General features: G+C 73.0%; 16 protein-coding genes and 1 pseudogene. 10 read left to right on the forward strand and 7 right to left on the reverse strand.

Annotated elements, in window-relative coordinates; genetic code table 11:
• Positions 1–116: 116 nt before the first annotated feature.
• Positions 117–863: pseudogene (locus ACFVIU_RS20925) on the forward strand (spermidine synthase); the annotation flags it as partial.
• 38 nt (positions 864–901) lie between these two features.
• Here ACFVIU_RS20925 and ACFVIU_RS20930 read toward each other — a convergent pair.
• A complete protein-coding gene (locus ACFVIU_RS20930) occupies positions 902–2,200 on the reverse strand; it encodes an MFS transporter (RefSeq protein ID WP_385844178.1) in 1,299 nt (432 codons plus the stop codon).
• 49 nt (positions 2,201–2,249) lie between these two features.
• Positions 2,250–3,284, reverse strand: coding sequence for a hypothetical protein (locus tag ACFVIU_RS20935; RefSeq protein WP_385844179.1), 1,035 nt, complete (start codon positions 3,282–3,284; stop codon positions 2,250–2,252).
• 128 nt (positions 3,285–3,412) lie between these two features.
• On the opposite strand from ACFVIU_RS20935, the gene ACFVIU_RS20940 reads away from it, so the two are divergent.
• The 3 genes from ACFVIU_RS20940 (at position 3,413) to ACFVIU_RS20950 (ending at position 6,386) form a co-directional block, all read left to right on the forward strand.
• Positions 3,413–3,865: a DUF4442 domain-containing protein gene (locus ACFVIU_RS20940; RefSeq protein ID WP_385844180.1), complete on the forward strand. Its 453-nt coding sequence runs from the start codon at positions 3,413–3,415 to the stop codon at positions 3,863–3,865.
• A 654-nt stretch (positions 3,866–4,519) separates the two neighbouring features.
• Positions 4,520–5,584: a hypothetical protein gene (locus ACFVIU_RS20945; RefSeq protein WP_385844182.1), complete on the forward strand. Its 1,065-nt coding sequence runs from the start codon at positions 4,520–4,522 to the stop codon at positions 5,582–5,584.
• 154 nt (positions 5,585–5,738) lie between these two features.
• Positions 5,739–6,386 (forward strand): DedA family protein, encoded by a 648-nt coding sequence (locus ACFVIU_RS20950; RefSeq protein WP_385844183.1) that lies wholly within the window; start codon positions 5,739–5,741, stop codon positions 6,384–6,386.
• Positions 6,387–6,447: 61 nt separating this feature from the next.
• Here the strand turns inward: ACFVIU_RS20950 and ACFVIU_RS20955 are convergent, their stop codons facing one another.
• On the reverse strand, positions 6,448–6,975 hold the full coding sequence (locus ACFVIU_RS20955; protein WP_385844184.1) for a gamma carbonic anhydrase family protein: 528 nt from the start codon (positions 6,973–6,975) through the stop codon (positions 6,448–6,450).
• Positions 6,976–7,093: 118 nt separating this feature from the next.
• On the opposite strand from ACFVIU_RS20955, the gene ACFVIU_RS20960 reads away from it, so the two are divergent.
• Positions 7,094–7,858 (forward strand): acyltransferase, encoded by a 765-nt coding sequence (locus ACFVIU_RS20960; protein WP_385844185.1) that lies wholly within the window; start codon positions 7,094–7,096, stop codon positions 7,856–7,858.
• 11 nt (positions 7,859–7,869) lie between these two features.
• On the opposite strand, the gene ACFVIU_RS20965 is transcribed toward ACFVIU_RS20960, so the two are convergent.
• Positions 7,870–8,727: an EamA family transporter gene (locus ACFVIU_RS20965; RefSeq protein ID WP_385844186.1), complete on the reverse strand. Its 858-nt coding sequence runs from the start codon at positions 8,725–8,727 to the stop codon at positions 7,870–7,872.
• A gap of 122 nt (positions 8,728–8,849) precedes the next feature.
• Here ACFVIU_RS20965 and ACFVIU_RS20970 point away from each other — a divergent pair, with 122 nt between their 5' ends.
• On the forward strand, positions 8,850–9,422 hold the full coding sequence (locus tag ACFVIU_RS20970; protein WP_385844187.1) for a helix-turn-helix domain-containing protein: 573 nt from the start codon (positions 8,850–8,852) through the stop codon (positions 9,420–9,422).
• Positions 9,423–9,466: 44 nt separating this feature from the next.
• Here ACFVIU_RS20970 and ACFVIU_RS20975 read toward each other — a convergent pair whose 3' ends face one another.
• The gene (locus ACFVIU_RS20975) at positions 9,467–10,624 is read right to left on the reverse strand and encodes a cation diffusion facilitator family transporter (RefSeq protein WP_385844189.1); all 1,158 of its coding nucleotides are present in this window, start codon (positions 10,622–10,624) and stop codon (positions 9,467–9,469) included.
• 73 nt (positions 10,625–10,697) lie between these two features.
• On the opposite strand from ACFVIU_RS20975, the gene ACFVIU_RS20980 reads away from it, so the two are divergent.
• Positions 10,698–11,036 (forward strand): ArsR/SmtB family transcription factor, encoded by a 339-nt coding sequence (locus tag ACFVIU_RS20980; RefSeq protein ID WP_385844190.1) that lies wholly within the window; start codon positions 10,698–10,700, stop codon positions 11,034–11,036.
• Positions 11,037–11,149: 113 nt separating this feature from the next.
• On the opposite strand, the gene ACFVIU_RS20985 is transcribed toward ACFVIU_RS20980, so the two are convergent.
• Together ACFVIU_RS20985 and ACFVIU_RS20990 are read right to left on the reverse strand one after the other, a co-directional pair.
• Positions 11,150–12,790, reverse strand: a complete 1,641-nt coding sequence (locus ACFVIU_RS20985; RefSeq protein WP_385844192.1) for an APC family permease — start codon at positions 12,788–12,790, stop codon at positions 11,150–11,152.
• Between the two features lie 199 nt (positions 12,791–12,989).
• Positions 12,990–13,400 (reverse strand): CoA-binding protein, encoded by a 411-nt coding sequence (locus ACFVIU_RS20990; RefSeq protein ID WP_385844194.1) that lies wholly within the window; start codon positions 13,398–13,400, stop codon positions 12,990–12,992.
• 139 nt (positions 13,401–13,539) lie between these two features.
• Here ACFVIU_RS20990 and ACFVIU_RS20995 point away from each other — a divergent pair, with 139 nt between their 5' ends.
• The 3 genes from ACFVIU_RS20995 (at position 13,540) to ACFVIU_RS21005 (ending at position 15,565) form a co-directional block, all read left to right on the forward strand.
• The gene (locus ACFVIU_RS20995; protein WP_385844195.1) at positions 13,540–14,271 is read left to right on the forward strand and encodes a hypothetical protein; all 732 of its coding nucleotides are present in this window, start codon (positions 13,540–13,542) and stop codon (positions 14,269–14,271) included.
• An 85-nt stretch (positions 14,272–14,356) separates the two neighbouring features.
• Complete coding sequence (locus tag ACFVIU_RS21000; RefSeq protein ID WP_385844196.1) at positions 14,357–14,899, forward strand: SixA phosphatase family protein; 543 nt, start codon at positions 14,357–14,359, stop codon at positions 14,897–14,899.
• Between the two features lie 39 nt (positions 14,900–14,938).
• Entirely contained in the window at positions 14,939–15,565 is a 627-nt protein-coding gene (locus ACFVIU_RS21005; RefSeq protein WP_385844197.1) for a YigZ family protein, read from the forward strand.
• The last annotated feature ends 107 nt before the right edge of the window (positions 15,566–15,672 follow it).

Below are 15,672 nucleotides of genomic sequence, written 5' to 3' on the forward strand. Positions count from 1 at the left end.
GGGTCAACTTGGGGGGGGTCAACCCCCCCACCCCGGACGCCCCACCCCCCCACCCCGCCCCCTAAACAACCCCCCCCGCGGCCCCCGGTCGGGGGGGCGGCTCCCCCTCGCCCCACGGAGCACCGCAGTCGTACGTCGACCTGGACGAGCCGACGCATCTGGAGTTCGAGTACGCGCGGCGGCTCGGGCATGTGCTGGACGTCGTGGCCGAGCCGGGATGGGCGCTGGACGTGGTGCACCTCGGCGGGGGTGCGCTGACCCTGCCCCGCTATGTGGCCGCCACCCGGCCCGGCTCCCGGCAGGACGTCGTCGAGCTGGACGGGGGCCTGCTGGACCTGGTCACCGAGCAGCTGCCGTTGCCGGCGGGCTCGGGCATCGCGCTGCACGCGGCCGACGCCCGGGCCTGGCTGGAGGGCGCGCCGGACGACTCGGCCGACGTGCTCGTCGGTGACGTGTTCGGCGGCTCCCGGATCCCGGCCCACCTCACCACCCTCGCCTACGCCCGCACCGCCGAGCGGGTGCTGCGGCCCGGCGGGGTCTATGTGGCCAACCTCGCCGACGGGGCGCCGTTCGGCTTCCTCCGCTCCCAACTGGCCAACTTCGCCGCGGTGTTCGAGGAGCTGACCCTGATCGCCGAGCCGGGCGTGCTGCGCGGCCGGAGGTTCGGCAACGCGGTGCTCGTCGCCGCGCACCGGCAGACCGACATCGCCGCGCTGTCCCGGCGGGCGGCGGCCGACGCGTTCCCGGCCCGGGTCGAACACGGGTCGGCGGTACGGGAGTTCATCGGCTCGGCGCGGCCGGTCGAGGACGCGGACGCGGTGCCCTCACCGGTGCCTCCGGACGGGGCGTTCGGTATCGGCTGAGCCGGGGACCCTCCTGAAGCCGGGGGGATGCGGTGTTTTCACGCGTGCCCCCCGACGGCGTGTTCGGCGTCGGCCGGGGCGGCCGGGGCGGCGGTGACCGGGCGGCCGCGGCGGGTCAGCGTACGCACGTCCGGGACCAGCAGGACCAGTGCCGTGACCAGGACGACCAGACCGGCGCAGCCCCACAGGGCGGCCGTCCGGCCGACGGCGCTCTCCACCGGGCCGGCCAGCGCGGTGGCCAGGGGAATGAAGGAGACCGAGCCGAACCAGTCGTACGCCGAGACCCGGGACAGTTTCTCCTCGGGGATCTCCTGGTGCAGCGCGGTCATCCAGGAGACGCCGAACACCTCCAGCGTCGTACCGGTGGCGAACATCACCAGGTACAGCACGCCGGCCGGCACCGGTACCGCCAGCGCGGCCGAGGGCAGCGCCAGCGGGAAGACGCACAGGGTGCCGGCGAGCAGCATCCGGCGCGGCCGCCAGCGGGTCATCAGCAGGGCGCCGGCCACCGTGCCCGCGCCGAACGCGGCCAGCGCCAGCCCCCAGGGCCGCGCCCCGCCGAGGCTCTCCCGGGCGACGAGCGGTCCGTAGACCGCCTCGGCCGCGACGACCACCGCGTTGGCGATCGAGAACTGTACGACGATGCCCCACAGCCACGGTCTGCCGATGAACTCCCGCCACCCCTCCCGGAGGTCGGCCAGCATGCCCTCGCCGGGGGTGCGGGCCGGGATGTGGGAGACGTCGAGGCCGGAGCGCAGGGCGCCGGCGACGGCGAAGGCGGCCGCGTCGAACGCGAGGACCCAGCCGGGGCCGGCGGCTGCGACCAGGGCGCCGCCGAGCGCCGCGCCGACGAGCGCCGCACCCTGGGTGGCCATGCGGAAGACGGCGAACGCCCGGCCCGCCTGCTCGCCCTCGACGGAGGACATCAGCATGCCCTCGGCCGCCGGCCCGAAGAACGCCTGGCCGGTGCCGCCCAGCGCGCTGAGCAGCATCATCTGCCACAGCCGGGGCTCGCCGAGCAGCACGAGCGCCGCGAAGGCCGCCTGGGAGAGGCAGTTGAGGGCGTTGGCCGCGACCATCACCCGGTGCCGGGGCACCCGGTCCGCGAGCGCCCCGCCGATGAGCAGGAACACCACCAGCGGCAGGGTGCGGGCCGCGGCCACCAGCCCCACGTCCCCGCCGTCGCCGCCCGTGTCCAGTACGGCGAACGCGGCGGCGACCATCGAGCCGTTCGCCCCGAGACCGGTGACGACGGCCGCCGCGGTCAGCAGCGAGTAGTTGCGGCCTGCCCAGCGGGGCGGGCGCGGGTGACGGGGGCGGGGGATGGTGGACTTCACCGGGCGACTATTGCTCGCCCGGGCCGTGCTTTCAAACGGATTGCGGCGCTCAGCTGCCGGTCGGGGTGCCGTGCAGCCGGACGGTGCTGAGGATCTTCAGCACCGTCGCGTTGGGGACCTCGTCCTTCACGCCCTTGGCCCCGTAGAAGTTGAACGACACATAGTCGTGCGCCGAGTTCTGGAAGCCGAACGTGAGCGCCTTGCCGTCGCTCGCGCACTTGCCCTTGCTGGGGGTGTTGGTCGACCGGGCCCACGCGTAGCTGCCCTTGATGCCCGAGGCGGTCGTGAAGGGCGTGGCCTTCTTGTCGAAGGAGACGCTCTTCTTGTCCGGCTGGGTGTAGCCGCCGTAGACCCACCAGGCCGGCGTGTTGATCGCGATCTGGTCCGCACTCTTGGCGCCGCTGGCCCCCTTGGTGCCCACGACCGCCAGCGGGGTGTCGTCGGTACGGCCGTCCTTGTTGTCGTCGGACGTGCACCACTGGGGCTTGTCCTTGGCCGTGCCCGACATCACGATGATCGGCTTGAGGCTGGTGGACTTCTTGTCCTCGAAGCCGAGCTCCAGGCCGGGGGACTGCACCTCCCAGTCGGCGGGCACGTCGAAGGCGATGCCCCACTTGGGGTTCACCACCACCTGCCAGCCGGCGACGGTCGGCTTCTCGGTCTCGTTGCCGCGCGGGTTGTCGGTCGTGGACGCGGTCGCGGTGGGCTGCTTCTGGGGCGCCGACTGGCTCGGGTGCGGGGTGCCCTTGCCGTTGTCCGCCTTGTTGTCCTTCGAGCCGCCGAGTACCAGGAAGCCGGTCACACCGGCGGCGACCACGACCGCCGCTGCGGCGATGATCGCGATCAGCTTGGTACGGCCGCCACCGCCGCCCTGCGGAGGCTGCGGACCGCCGGCCATGGTGGGCGCCTGCGTCCACTCGGACTGCTGTCCGTACGGTCCGGCCTGCTGCCCGTACTGCCCTGCCTGCGGGTACTGCTGGTACCCGGGCTGCTGGTACGGGTTCGGCTGCTGGTAACCCGGCTGCTGGTACGGGTTCTGCTGCGGGTTCTGCGCGCCCCCGGGCGGCTGCTGATCTGGCCACATGGCCGACAACCCTAGTGCGGTGGCGGCACGGTTCGGTCACCGGATGTCGTCAGAGTCGTAGCGAAAAGGGAGAGAGCGAGTGAAACCATGCTGGCCAGCTGTCGCTACTCATCGGTAACATCGCACGCATGACCGTTGAGAACGCCTCGCGAGGCAACATGCTGGCCGCCGCCGTCCCCATGGTGCGCACCCTGAACCTGGAATTCATCGAGGTCACCGCGGAACGCGCCGTCCTGCGGCTGCCCGACCAGCCCGAGTTCCACAACCACATCGGCGGCCCGCACGCCGGCGCCATGTTCACCCTGGCCGAGTCCGCCAGCGGGGCCATCGTCCTGGAGGCCTTCGGCGACCAGCTCTCCCGGGCGGTGCCGCTCGCGGTGCGCGCCGAGATCGACTACAAGAAGCTGGCGATGGGCGCGGTGACGGCCACGGCGACCCTGGGGCGCCCGGCGGCCGAGGTCGTCGCCGAACTCGACGCGGGCGGGCGGCCGGAGTTCCCGGTGGCGATCGCCCTCCAGCGCGCGGACGGCGCGGTCACGGGCGAGATGACCGTCGTATGGACGCTGCGCCTGAACGGCTGAGTCGGACCCGGCCCCGAGACCGTGCGGGGTCTCGGGGCGTCTCGGACGCCGGTGAGCGGGGCGTGTCGGCGGGTGGTCTCGGGGATGGACAGCGCGGCCGGGCGCCGGCCCGGGTCAGGACCGCCGGGATGCGCCGGCTCAGGCGGTGGGCGCCGCCGTCGCGCCGGACGAGGGCGGCCGGCGGGCCGAGGGCCGACAGCGGGGCGAGCCGGAGCAGGCGTACGGCGACGAGTGTGGCGGCGATGGCGAGGGCGTGGAGCGGCCAGGTGGGGCCACCGTCGTTGAGGGCGCGGACTCGTGCGGGCAGCGCGAGGCCGATCGGGGAAGCGTCTCGCGCGCGTCGATCAGGTCGTCGCCGAGCAGGGGCGCGGCGGAAGGCCGGGAATTCGCCCGGAGAGTTCTCGTCCATCCGCTTTTCCCGTACGAGTTGATAGGGATACCGGCGGTAACCAGCGGGCGTACAAGTCTCTTTGACATTCCGTCATTCCAACTCCTTGTTTCCCGTGACGCGCGTGTGCGAAAGTGAGCCACCCCGCGGGAGGGCAAAGGCCGGCATCGCGCGGCAAAGGCCGGCCCCGAAGGTACGCACCAATCACGCACTGCTTTCCACAGGGCGCCAATTCGCCCCGCCCTGCGGCTGGAAAGGAAAAGTCCGTGCAGTCCTCCAACCCCCCACGCCCGCCGTACCCGCCTCGCCCCGGATCGACGGGGGAGTCCGACCGTGATCTCGTCGCCCGGCTCCGCGGCCCGGACGACGCCCACCACCATGCCGTCGCCCTGCTGCTGACCCGGCACTGGCGGGCCACCCACGACTACGCGATGGTCTGCCTGGCCTCAGCGGGCTCCGCGGCCCAACTGGTGGCCATCGCCGCCTTCCACCAGGTGCTCGGCCGGCCGGCGGACGGGGCGCTGCGCCCCCGGCTGCTGGTGGCCGTCCGCGACACCGCCCGCACCTGGGCCGCCGACCCCGCGGCCTGTGTCGCGCTGCCGGAATTGCGCCGTACCACCGGAGCCCGCGGACTGCGCGCGGCAAACGCCGGGACACCGGAAAGGCGGCGGCTGGCCGAACGCGCTTTCCATTCGCTTCCCGCCGCCTCTCGATGCCTTCTCTGGCACACCGAGGTCGAAGCCGAACCCATAAACACACCCGCCGCTCTTCTGGGCGTGGACCCGGCCACCGCCGCGGCCGCCCTGGACCGGGCGCGTGAGCAATTCCGGACCGGGTGTGTACGCGCCCACCTGGAACTCGCGCCCTCCAGGGAATGCCGTTTCTACAACCGCCTCCTCGACATCCCCCTGCGCCGCGGCGGCGATCTGCTGCCGGACGTACGACGCCACCTGTCCGGCTGTGCCCACTGCCGCCACGCCGCCGAACAGCTCGGCGCCTTCGAGGAGCAACTGGGCCTGCTGCTCGCCGAGACCGTGCTCGGCTGGGGCGCCCGCCGCTATCTCGACACACGGCCCGGCCGCGGCGCCGCCCGGGACTGGCCCGCACCGCCGCCCCGACCGTCGGGCGCACACCCGGGCGGCCATGGAGCCGGGGGCCGGGGAACGGTGAGCCGGCATCGCACGGCCGTGGCCCTCGGTGCCGGGATCACGGCGCTCGTCCTGCTCGCCACCGTCCTCGTGGCCCGTGCCTGGTCCGCTGACAACGCTGTCCCCACGCCCGGCCGCAGCTGTGCTGCGCACGCCTGCTCACCGGGACCGCCGCCCTGCTGACGTGGACCCTGCCGACGCGCCCTGCTCGGCCCGCGCTGCTGTGGCTGCCGTAAGCCTGCGGTGCTTCCGGGCCGAGCAGGTAGCCTTCCCTTGGGACGCCCTTTACGCGCGGCGGTCCACGGGTCAGGGACGGCGACAGGGGAGGAACCCGGCGGTGCACGTGCAGGAATGGCTCGACTCGGTGCCCGCGGTGGCCGTCTACGGCGTGGTGGCCCTGGTGATCGGTCTGGAGAGCGTGGGCATCCCGCTGCCGGGCGAGATCATCCTGGTCTCGGCCGCGCTGATGTCCTCCCACAACTCGGGCATCAACCCGGTGATCCTCGGCGCCTGCGCGACCGCGGGCGCGGTGATCGGCGACTCCATCGGCTACGCGATCGGCCGCAAGGGCGGCCGGCCGCTGCTGGCCTGGCTCGGCAGGAAGTTCCCGAAGCACTTCGGCGAGGGCCATGTCGCCACCGCCGAGCGGTCCTTCGAGAAGTGGGGCATGTGGGCCGTCTTCTTCGGCCGCTTCGTCGCCCTGCTGCGCATCTTCGCCGGACCGCTCGCGGGCGTGCTGCACATGCCGTACTGGAAGTTCCTGATCGCCAACGTGCTCGGCGGCATCTGCTGGGCGGGCGGGACGACGGCCGTCATCTACTACGTCGGCGTGGTCGCCGAGGGCTGGCTGAAGAAGTTCTCCTACGTGGGCCTGGGCGTCGCGGTCCTGATCGGCCTGGCGTCCGTGCTGATCGTCAAGCGCAAGGCGAAGAAGGCCGCCCAGGCTCCCGCCCCGGAGGCGGAAGCCGTGCGCGCCGGGGAGTAACGGTGTAACGGGGACGGCAACCCGCGCCCCCGGGCCGCGCACCCGTGTGGCCCGCCCCGGACTACTCGTGCACCGCCCGATGCGCCCGGGCCAGCTCCGCGTACATCGTGCCGTTGAGGGTCACGCCCTGGCGCTCCTCCTCGCTCAGCTCCCGCCGCACCTTCGCCGGCACCCCCGCCACCAGCGACCCCGGCGGCACCACCATCCCCTGCGGCACCAGGGCCTGCGCCGCGACCAGCGACCCGGCTCCGATCACCGCGCCGTTCAGCACGGTGGCCCCCATCCCGATCAGGCAGTCGTCCTCGACCGTCGCCCCGTGGACCACCGCGTTGTGCCCGATGGACACCCGCTCGCCGACACTCACCGGAAAACCGGGGTCGGCGTGGAGGGTGACGTTGTCCTGGACGTTGGCGGCCGCGCCCACGGTGATCCGCTCCACGTCACCGCGCACCACCGCGCCGTACCAGACACTGGCCCCCGCGTGCAGGGTGACGTCTCCGATCACCGAGGCCGTGGGCGCGACGAACGCCTCCGGATCGACCTGGGGCTCCCTGCCCCCGATACCCACGATCAGCGCCTGCCGGGTCATCACCGTCTCCTCGCATCCGTAGCCCGCGAACGTGGGGTGAACGGTACGGCACCGGTTGGGGCAAAGATCACAGCAGCCCGCCCTCTCGCCCGGGACAACCGATGAGTAACGTGACCCCGTGCCGAAGCGCAAGAACACGTTCTCATCCTGGCGCCGGGGCCTCGCCCAGCGCGTGGTCCACCGGGCCTGGGCGTGGGCCCAGCGCGCGGGTTCCGTCACGGCCGAGCACCCGGCGGCCTTCCGCTTCGGCGCGCTCGGCGAGGCCACCCGTCTCGCCTTCCCGCTCGGCACCGTCTTCGGCGAGCCCTGGATCCGCATCGGCTCCTACTGCATCATCGGCGAACGGGTCACCCTCACCGCCGGTCTGATGCCGGACCTCGACCTCGGGCCGGACCCCATCCTGCGCATCGGCGACGGCGTGGTCCTCGGCCGCGGCAGCCATGTCATCGCGGACACCACGGTCACCATCGGCAACGACTGCTACTTCGGCCCGTACGTCTACGTCACCTCCACCAACCACTCCTACGACGACCCGCACGAGCCGATCGGCAAGCAGTGGCCGCGGATGGAGCCGGTCGAGATCGGCCCGGGCTGCTGGATCGGCACCGGCGCGGTGATCCTGCCGGGCGCCCGGATCGGCCGGAACGTGGTCGTGGCGGCCGGTGCGGTGGTGCGCGGCACGGTGCCCGACCATGCCGTGGTGGCCGGGGCCCCGGCCCGGGTCGTACGGCGCTGGACCCCCGAGGACGGCTGGCAGCCGCCGTTGCGGACCCCGGCGCCGGTGCCGATCCCGGACGGGACGACGCCGGAGCAGCTGCGCTCCCTGGCGGAGCTGGACGAGGCCGCCGTCGCGCGCCTCGCCGAGCTGGAGCCCGAGGGCTGACCCGGCCGGGGTCAGCCGGTCGCCAGCAGCAGGGTGCCCAGCAGCGCCAGCCCCGCTCCCGCCGCCTGGACGGCGCGCAGCCGCTCGCTGAGGAAGCCGCGCGCGGCCAGCGCCGTGACCACCGGATACAGCGAGGCCAGGACGGCCGCCACGGTGACCGGGCCGTGCTGGGCGGCGACGGCGTAGGTGCCGTTGGCCGCCACATCGGCGAGGCCGACGAAGGCCAGCGCGGGCAGCGAGGTCCAGGGGAAACCGCCCTGCGGTACGACGGGGACGCCCCGCCGGGCCGAGACGGCGAGCGCGGCACCGCCCACCGCGATGTTCGTCAGCCGCTGCACGAACAGGGCGAGGAACAGCCCGGTGACATTCGTCGACGCCTCCGAGATCAGCGCGAACACCGCGCCGAAGCCGAGCGCCGCGACCAGGGTGAGCAGGATCGTCCGCCGCTGCACGGGCGCACCCCGCAGTTGCGGGCCGCCGGCCAGGACGACCCCGGTGACCGCGACCGCGATGCCCGCGACCTGGAGCAGCCCCGGACGTTCGCCGAGGACCAGCCCCACGCCGACGGGCACGGCCACGCTGAGCGTGGCGAGCGGCGACACCACGCCCATCGGGCCGCGCGCGAGCGCCTGGTAGAAGCAGAGCACCGCCACCGGCCCGATCACGCCGGCCGCGGCGGCGAACCACAGCCGGGGCCCGGCCTCGCCCCAGCCGCCCGTGGCGACGACGATCGCGCCCAGCACGGCGGCCGCGACCGTCTGCGAGACCACCACCACGGTGAGCGCCGGGGTGCGGCGTGTCAGCAGCCCGCCGCCGAAGTCGGCCAGCCCCCACAACAGACTGGTGGTCAGGGCGAAGAATGCCGTCACGGTACCTCGCAGTACAGTTTGTTGGACGAAGGAGTACGTCCCACGGTAGTTCAATCAACTGAACCCTGCCATCCATCACAGTGGACCATCTCGCATACCGGACCCCGGACCCTGGACGAAATGTGTCGGACCTCGACCTGCTGACCCAGTCCCTTGCGCGCAACGTCAAGCGCTGGCGCACCGAGCGCGGCTTCACCCTGGACGCGCTGGCCGCCCGGGCCGGGGTCAGCCGCGGCATGCTCATCCAGATCGAGCAGGCCCGCACCAACCCGAGCATCGGCACCGTCGTCAAGATCGGCGACGCGCTCGGCGTCAGCATCACCACCCTGCTCGACTACGAACAGGGCCCCCGGGTCCGCGTGGTCCCGGCCGACCAGGCCGTACGGCTGTGGCACAGCGAGGCCGGCGGCTACAACCGGCTGCTGGCCGGCACGGAGGCCCCCGGCCCGCTGGAGATGTGGGACTGGCGGCTGATGCCCGGCGAGCGGAGCCCCTCGGACCCCCACCCGGCCGGCACGGTCGAACTCCTCCATGTCACCGCCGGCGAACTGACTCTCACCGTCGAGGGGGTACGGCACCTCGTCCCGGCGGGTGCCAGCGCCTCCTTCGAGGCGGACGTCCCGCACGAGTACGGCAACGAGGGCGAGGTCCCGATGGAGATGGTGATGGCCGTCTCGGTTCCCCCGGTCCGCTGACCGCCCTGCTCACCCTCGGACCGGTGCACCCGGGCGGCGCCTGATCACGCCGTGAGGTGGTGGGCGAGCGCCAGATGCGGATCCGGCCCGCCCGGCACCGGTGCCGGGTCCGCGTGCACCAGGGCGGCCGTCAGCCGGGGCAGGGCGTGCAGCAGGGCGTGTTCGGCCTCGACGGCGATCGCGTGCGCCTGCCGTACCGTCGCCTCCCCGTCCACCGTGACCGCCAGTTCGGCCCGCAGCCGGTGCCCGATCCAGCGCAGCCGCAGCTCACCCACCCCATGCACGCCGGGCACCGCCCGCACCGCGCGCTCGGCCCGGTCCACCAGCGCCGGGTCGACGGCGTCCAGCATCCGCCGGAACACCTCGCGCGCCGCGTCCCGCAGCACCAGGACGATCGCGGCCGTGATCGCCAGCCCCACGACCGGGTCGGCCGCCCGCCAGCCCAGCGCGGATCCGCCCGCGCCCAGCAGCACGGCCAGCGAGGTGAACCCGTCGGTACGGGCGTGCAGCCCGTCGGCGACCAGCGCGGCCGAGCCGATCTGCCGCCCCACCCGGATCCGGTACCGGGCCACCCACTCGTTGCCGGCGAAGCCGACCAGCGCGGCCACCGCGACCGCCGGCAGCTGCGCGACCGGGCGCGGCTCGAGCAGCCGTCCCACGGCCGCCCAGGCGGTGAACGCGGCCGAGCCGGCGATGGTCAGCACGATCGCCAGCCCCGCCAGGTCCTCGGCGCGGCCATAGCCGTAGGTGAACCGCCGGGTCGCCGCCCGCCGCCCCAGCACGAAGGCGATGCCGAGCGGTACGGCGGTCAGCGCGTCGGCGGCGTTGTGCACCGTGTCGCCGAGCAGCGCCACCGAGCCGGAGAGGGCCACCACCGCCCCCTGTGCCAGCGCGGTCGCCCCCAGCACGAGCAGGGACACCCACAGCGCCCGCATCCCGCGCGCCGAGGACTCCAGCGCGGGGTCGAGCTTGTCGGCGGTCTCGTGGGAGTGCGGGGTGAGGAGATGGCCGAGCCGGTGCTTCAGCCCGGGGCGGCCGGTCTGGTGGGGGTGGGGGTGCTGGTGCGCGTGGGAGTGCCCGTCCTCGCCGTGTGCGTGCCGGTGCTGCGGTGGCTCCTGGCCATGAGCCGCGTGTCCGTGTGCTCCGTGTCCCTGTGCCCCGTGTTCGTCCGACCCGTGCCGGTGCGGCTGCCGGTCGCTCACGTCGGTCCCCTTCCGGTGTGCGGGAGTGGACGCGAGACGTCCACGGAGCCATTATGTGCGTATGAGCGCACGCATGCACCTATCACCTGCGCACCATGCGCATCCGCGCAGCCCGGGCGAGGAGCAGTTCGCGCTCGCCGCCGACCTCCTGGCCCTGCTCGGCGACCGCACCCGCCTCGCCCTGCTGCACGCCCTGACCGCCGGCCCGGCCGACGTCGGCACGCTCACCGAGGCCTGCGGCGCCGCCCGCCCGGCCGTCAGCCAGCACCTGGCCAGGCTGCGCCTCGCGGGTCTCGTGGACACCCGCAAGGAGGGCCGCCGGGTGATCTACTCGCTGCGGCACGCGCATGTGCCCCGGCTGGTCCAGGAGGCGCTGCGGACGGCCGACCACCTGCTCACCGAAGGGCGCTGATCGGAGTCGCCCACGCGCGGTCCGGTCTCGGTGCGCACCCCCCCCGTAAACACGACGGTGTCCCGTCAGCAGAGCTCTGCTGACGGGACACCGGAGTTGGGTGAGGGAGGTGGTCAGTGCGCCGGAGCGTCGGTGACCACGACCTCGTCGATGCTGCGCTCGATCGCCTCGGGGGCGGAGGCGGTCGCCTTGGCCCAGTAGTAGATGCCGAGGGAGAAGACCGCCACGACCAGGATGTCCCACCACAGCGGCAGGGTGCCGTTGCCGCCGAAGGTGCTCAGGTAGGAGATCACGCCGATGCCCAGCAGGTAGGGCAGCAGCCACTGCGCGGCCTTGAAGTCCAGCCGCGGCGCGTTGGGCAGGTTCTTGCTGATCGCGTACGCGGCGTAGGAGCCGAGCAGGACGTAGCCGATGAGGATGGCGCAGCCCAGCCGCCACAGGGTGTCCCAGCCGGACCAGAAGATGATCAGGTTGGCGACCACGAAGGACAGCGGCGAGATGAACTGGCCGCCGGGCAGTCGGTACGGGCGCTCCAGGTTCGGCAGCCGGTCCTTGAAGACGCCGTAGGCCAGCGGGGCGCCCGCGTACATCAGCACGCTCGCCGAGGTGATGAAGCTGACCAGGGTCTGCCAGCTCGGGAAGGGCAGGAAGCAGATCACGCCGGTCACGAAGGAGATGGCGAGACCGAACCACGGCACACCGCGGGAGTCCGTCTTGGCGAACACCTTCGGCGCGTAGCCGTTCTTGGCGAGGCCGTAGGAGATGCGGGAGGTGGCGGTGGTGTAGATCAGGCCGGTGCCACCGGGGGAGATGATCGCGTCGGCGTACAGGATCCAGGCCAGCCAGCCCAGACCGACCAGCGTGGCGAGACCGGCCCAGGGGCCGCTGATGCCGGCGTAGTTCAGGTGCGCCCAGCCCTTGGCGAAGGAGGCGTGCGGCAGGGCGGCGATGAAGACGACCTGGAGCAGGACGTAGATCACGGCACCGATGGCGACCGAGCCGAGCGTCGCGCGGGGCAGGTCACGCTTCGGGTTGCGGCTCTCACCGGCCAGCTGGATCGCCTGCTCGAAGCCGAGCAGCGCGAAGATGATGCCGCTGGAGCTGATCGCGGTCAGGACGCCCTTGGCGCCGAACGGCGCGAAGCCCTCGGAGGTGAAGTTGGCCGGGTGGAAGTTGCCGATGGCGATGACGAAGATCGCGGCGAGCGGGACGGCGATCTTCCACCAGGTGGCGGCGCTGTTGGTGTGGGCGAGGACGCGGACACCGAGGAAGTTGACCGCGACGAACACGGCCATGAGGATCACGGCGACGACGATGCCGCTGGTGGTGAGCGTCTGGTTGGCGTTCTGTAGCCCGTCGGCGAACTTCCAGTGCTTGGCATAGCCGATCATGGCCTCGACCTCGATCGGGGCCACGGTGGCTGCCTGGAGCCAGGAGAACCAGCCGAAGGACATGCCGGCCAGGCCGCCGAAGGCGTAGTGGGGGTAACGGGCGGTGCCGCCCGCGACCGGGAACATGCCGCCGAGTTCGGCGTGCACGAGCGCCAGCAGCACGATGGCCACCGCGCCGATCACCCACGAGATGATCGCGGCGGGGCCTGCTGCCACCACGGCCTTCTCGGCGCCGAAGAGCCAGCCTGAACCGATGATGGACCCCACGGAGGCCCACATCAGGCCGATCAGTCCGACGTCGCGGCGGAGCCCACCGGTGTCGCTTGTGGCTACCGAGGGCTTAGCCTGGTCGACATTCGCCATGTCAAGTGGCCTCTCACATGTGAACGGAGATTTAACGGGGAAGGAGGCCACAGGTTAGGTAGGCGTGAGGCCCTGGCAGAAGACGTGATACCAAATCTTGACCCTGGATCTTACATGTCTTATACACAAGTCTTCGTACAGGTCAGGCACGCTCTGCGAATGTAGATATTCAGCGTGTAATTGTGATGTAGGAGAAGAATCAGCCAGCCAGGAGCGGAATTTCGATCGCCGGGCAGCGGTTCATGACCATGTCAAGTCCGGCGGTGCGGGTCCTCTCGTAGGCCGCCACGTCGACGACCCCCAGCTGGAACCAGACCGCCTTGGCCCCCTTTGTCACGGCTTCGTCGGCCACCGCACCCGCCAGTTCGCTGTTGACGAAGACGTCGACCACGTCCACGGGGAAGGGGATGTCCGCCAGCGACGGGTAGCCGCGCTCGCCGTGCACCGTCTCGGCCTTCGGGTGCACCGGCACGATCCGCTTGCCGAACCGCTGGAGCACCTGCGCCACCCCGTAGGCGGCCCGGCTCCGGTTGCCGGACAGGCCGACCACCGCCCAGGTGTCGCCCAGCTCGGTCAGGATCCTGCGGATCGTCGCCTCGTCGCCGTACATGGCCGCCTCCTCGGGTCGGGGGTCCTTCGCCTGGGCAACAGCGCTCCGGCGGTGCCGATTCCCCCCGGTACCCCGCCACGGTGACCGGAATCGGCGCAAGGTGCCTGCACACGGCCGTCCGCCCGCCTACGCTCGGCCCGTGCTGCGCATCCTCGACGCCCGAACCGGTGAGCACGTCGCCGCCGCGCCCGCCCGCCGTGGTCTGACCCGTATCGAGGCCCACGCCTTCGGCCTCGACGCGTCGGCCCTGCGGGTGCTGCTCACCGCCGATCTGCTCGTCCGTGCCCTGGAACTGGGCGGAACCCCGGTCTGGGCGACCCTCACCGCCCCCCGCGACCAGCCGGAACTCCGGGCGGCCGGTACCGCCCTCGCCATCCGTCCCTTCGAGGACGGGCACGACCTCGCCTCCGGCCTGGGCGAGGCCCAGGCCATCCATGTGGTCCGGCAGGACACGGAGGAGGTCTCCGGGGCCGGCCCGGTCGCGGCCGTGGCCCCCGTGGTCACCGCCTGCCCCCTCCCGGTCCTCCTCGGCGACCCCGCCGCGCTGCGCCTGGCCCTCCTCGCCGTCCCGCGCGGCGAACCCGCCCGGCTGGACACCGCCGCGCTGGACGAGGCCGCGCTCCGGCTCGGCGGGTGGCGGCGGGCCGTGGCCGAGTGGGCGCGCCGGCCCTCCCGGCCGGTGCCCGACGAGGTACGGGGACGGCTGCGGGCCGCCTGGCAGGACGACCTGGACCTGCCCGCCGTACTGGCCGTGCTGCACGACGTGGCGCACACGCCGGACCTGCCCGACGGCGCCCGCTTCGAGACCTACGCCTACGCCGACCGCCTCCTCGCCCTGGACCTGACCGGCGACCTCGGCAGGCCCGCATGAGCCGGGCGACGGCCTCGCCGGCGAGCGGGAGGCGCGGGGTGACTGCCGGGGCGCGCGTGCGCTCCGCCGGCCTCGGGAGGCGCGGGTGAGGGAGCGGGCCGGTGCGGGGCCGCTGCGGCGGCTGATCGTGCTGCGGCATGCGAAGTCCGTCTGGCCCGAGGGGGTCGAGGACCACCGCAGACCGCTCGCCCCGCGCGGTCTGCGCGACGCCCCGGCGGCCGGCCGGGCCCTCGCCGAGGCCGACTTCCTGCCCGACCTCGCCCTGTGCTCCACCGCCGTACGCGCCCGGCAGACCTGGCAGCTGGCCTCGGCCGAGTGGGGCACCCCGCCACCGGTGCGCTACGACCGCCGGCTGTACGGCGCCGCCGTACCCGACCTCCTGGAGGTGGTGCGGGAGGCGCCGGCCGAGGTGGAGACGCTGCTGCTGGTCGGGCACAACCCGGGCCTGGAGGACCTCGTCCTGGCGCTGGCCGGGGACGGCCTGGACGACACCCTGGACCGGGTGCGGACCAAGTTCCCGACCGCCGCGCTCGCCGTCCTGGCCTGGCGCGGCACGGGCTGGCCGGCCCTCGCCCCGGGCGTGGCCCTGCTGACCTGGTTCACGGTGCCGCGCGGCAGGAAGGGCTGACCGGGCAGGGCGCACCGGTCAAGGACCTAGGCTTACGGGATGCAGGACGAGTACCGCACAGTCGCCCGCGCGGGCGTGCACGAGACCGAGGTCAACCGCTCCCGCTTCCTGTGCGCGCTCGCCCCGGCCGCCACCGAGCAGGAGGCGCAGGACTTCATCGCGTCCGTACGCAAGGAGCACGCCGACGCCACCCACAACTGCTGGGCGTACGTCATCGGCGCCGACGCCTCCGTGCAGAAGGCCAGCGACGACGGCGAGCCGGGCGGCACCGCCGGTGTCCCCATGCTCCAGATGCTGCTGCGCCGCGAGATGCGGTACGTCGTCGCCGTGGTCACCCGCTACTACGGCGGGGTCAAGCTCGGCGCCGGCGGGCTGATCCGCGCCTACGGCGGAGCCGTCGGCGAGGCCCTGGACACCCTCGGCACCCTCACCCGGCGCCGCTTCCGGCTGGCCACCGTGACCGTCGACCACCAGCGTGCGGGCAAGGTGCAGAACGACCTGCGCGCCACCGGCCGCGAGGTGCGGGACGTCCGCTACGGCGAGGACGTCACCATCGAGATCGGCCTGCCGGACGCCGACGTGGACGCCTTCCGCGCCTGGCTCGCCGATGTGACGGCGGGCACGGCCGGCTTCGCACTGGGCGGAGAGGCCTACGGCGACGCGTGACGTTCGTCTCGGATCGGACATAACAGGGCGAATCTCAATGGGGTGTGACGGTCCGGTACCGGAGTGACGGCCCGTGATGTCGGACCCGGCCGATAGTCTCGGGGGCC

The sequence above is a fragment of the Streptomyces sp. NPDC127190 genome (assembly GCF_042672505.1).
GTDB lineage: Bacteria > Actinomycetota > Actinomycetes > Streptomycetales > Streptomycetaceae > Streptomyces.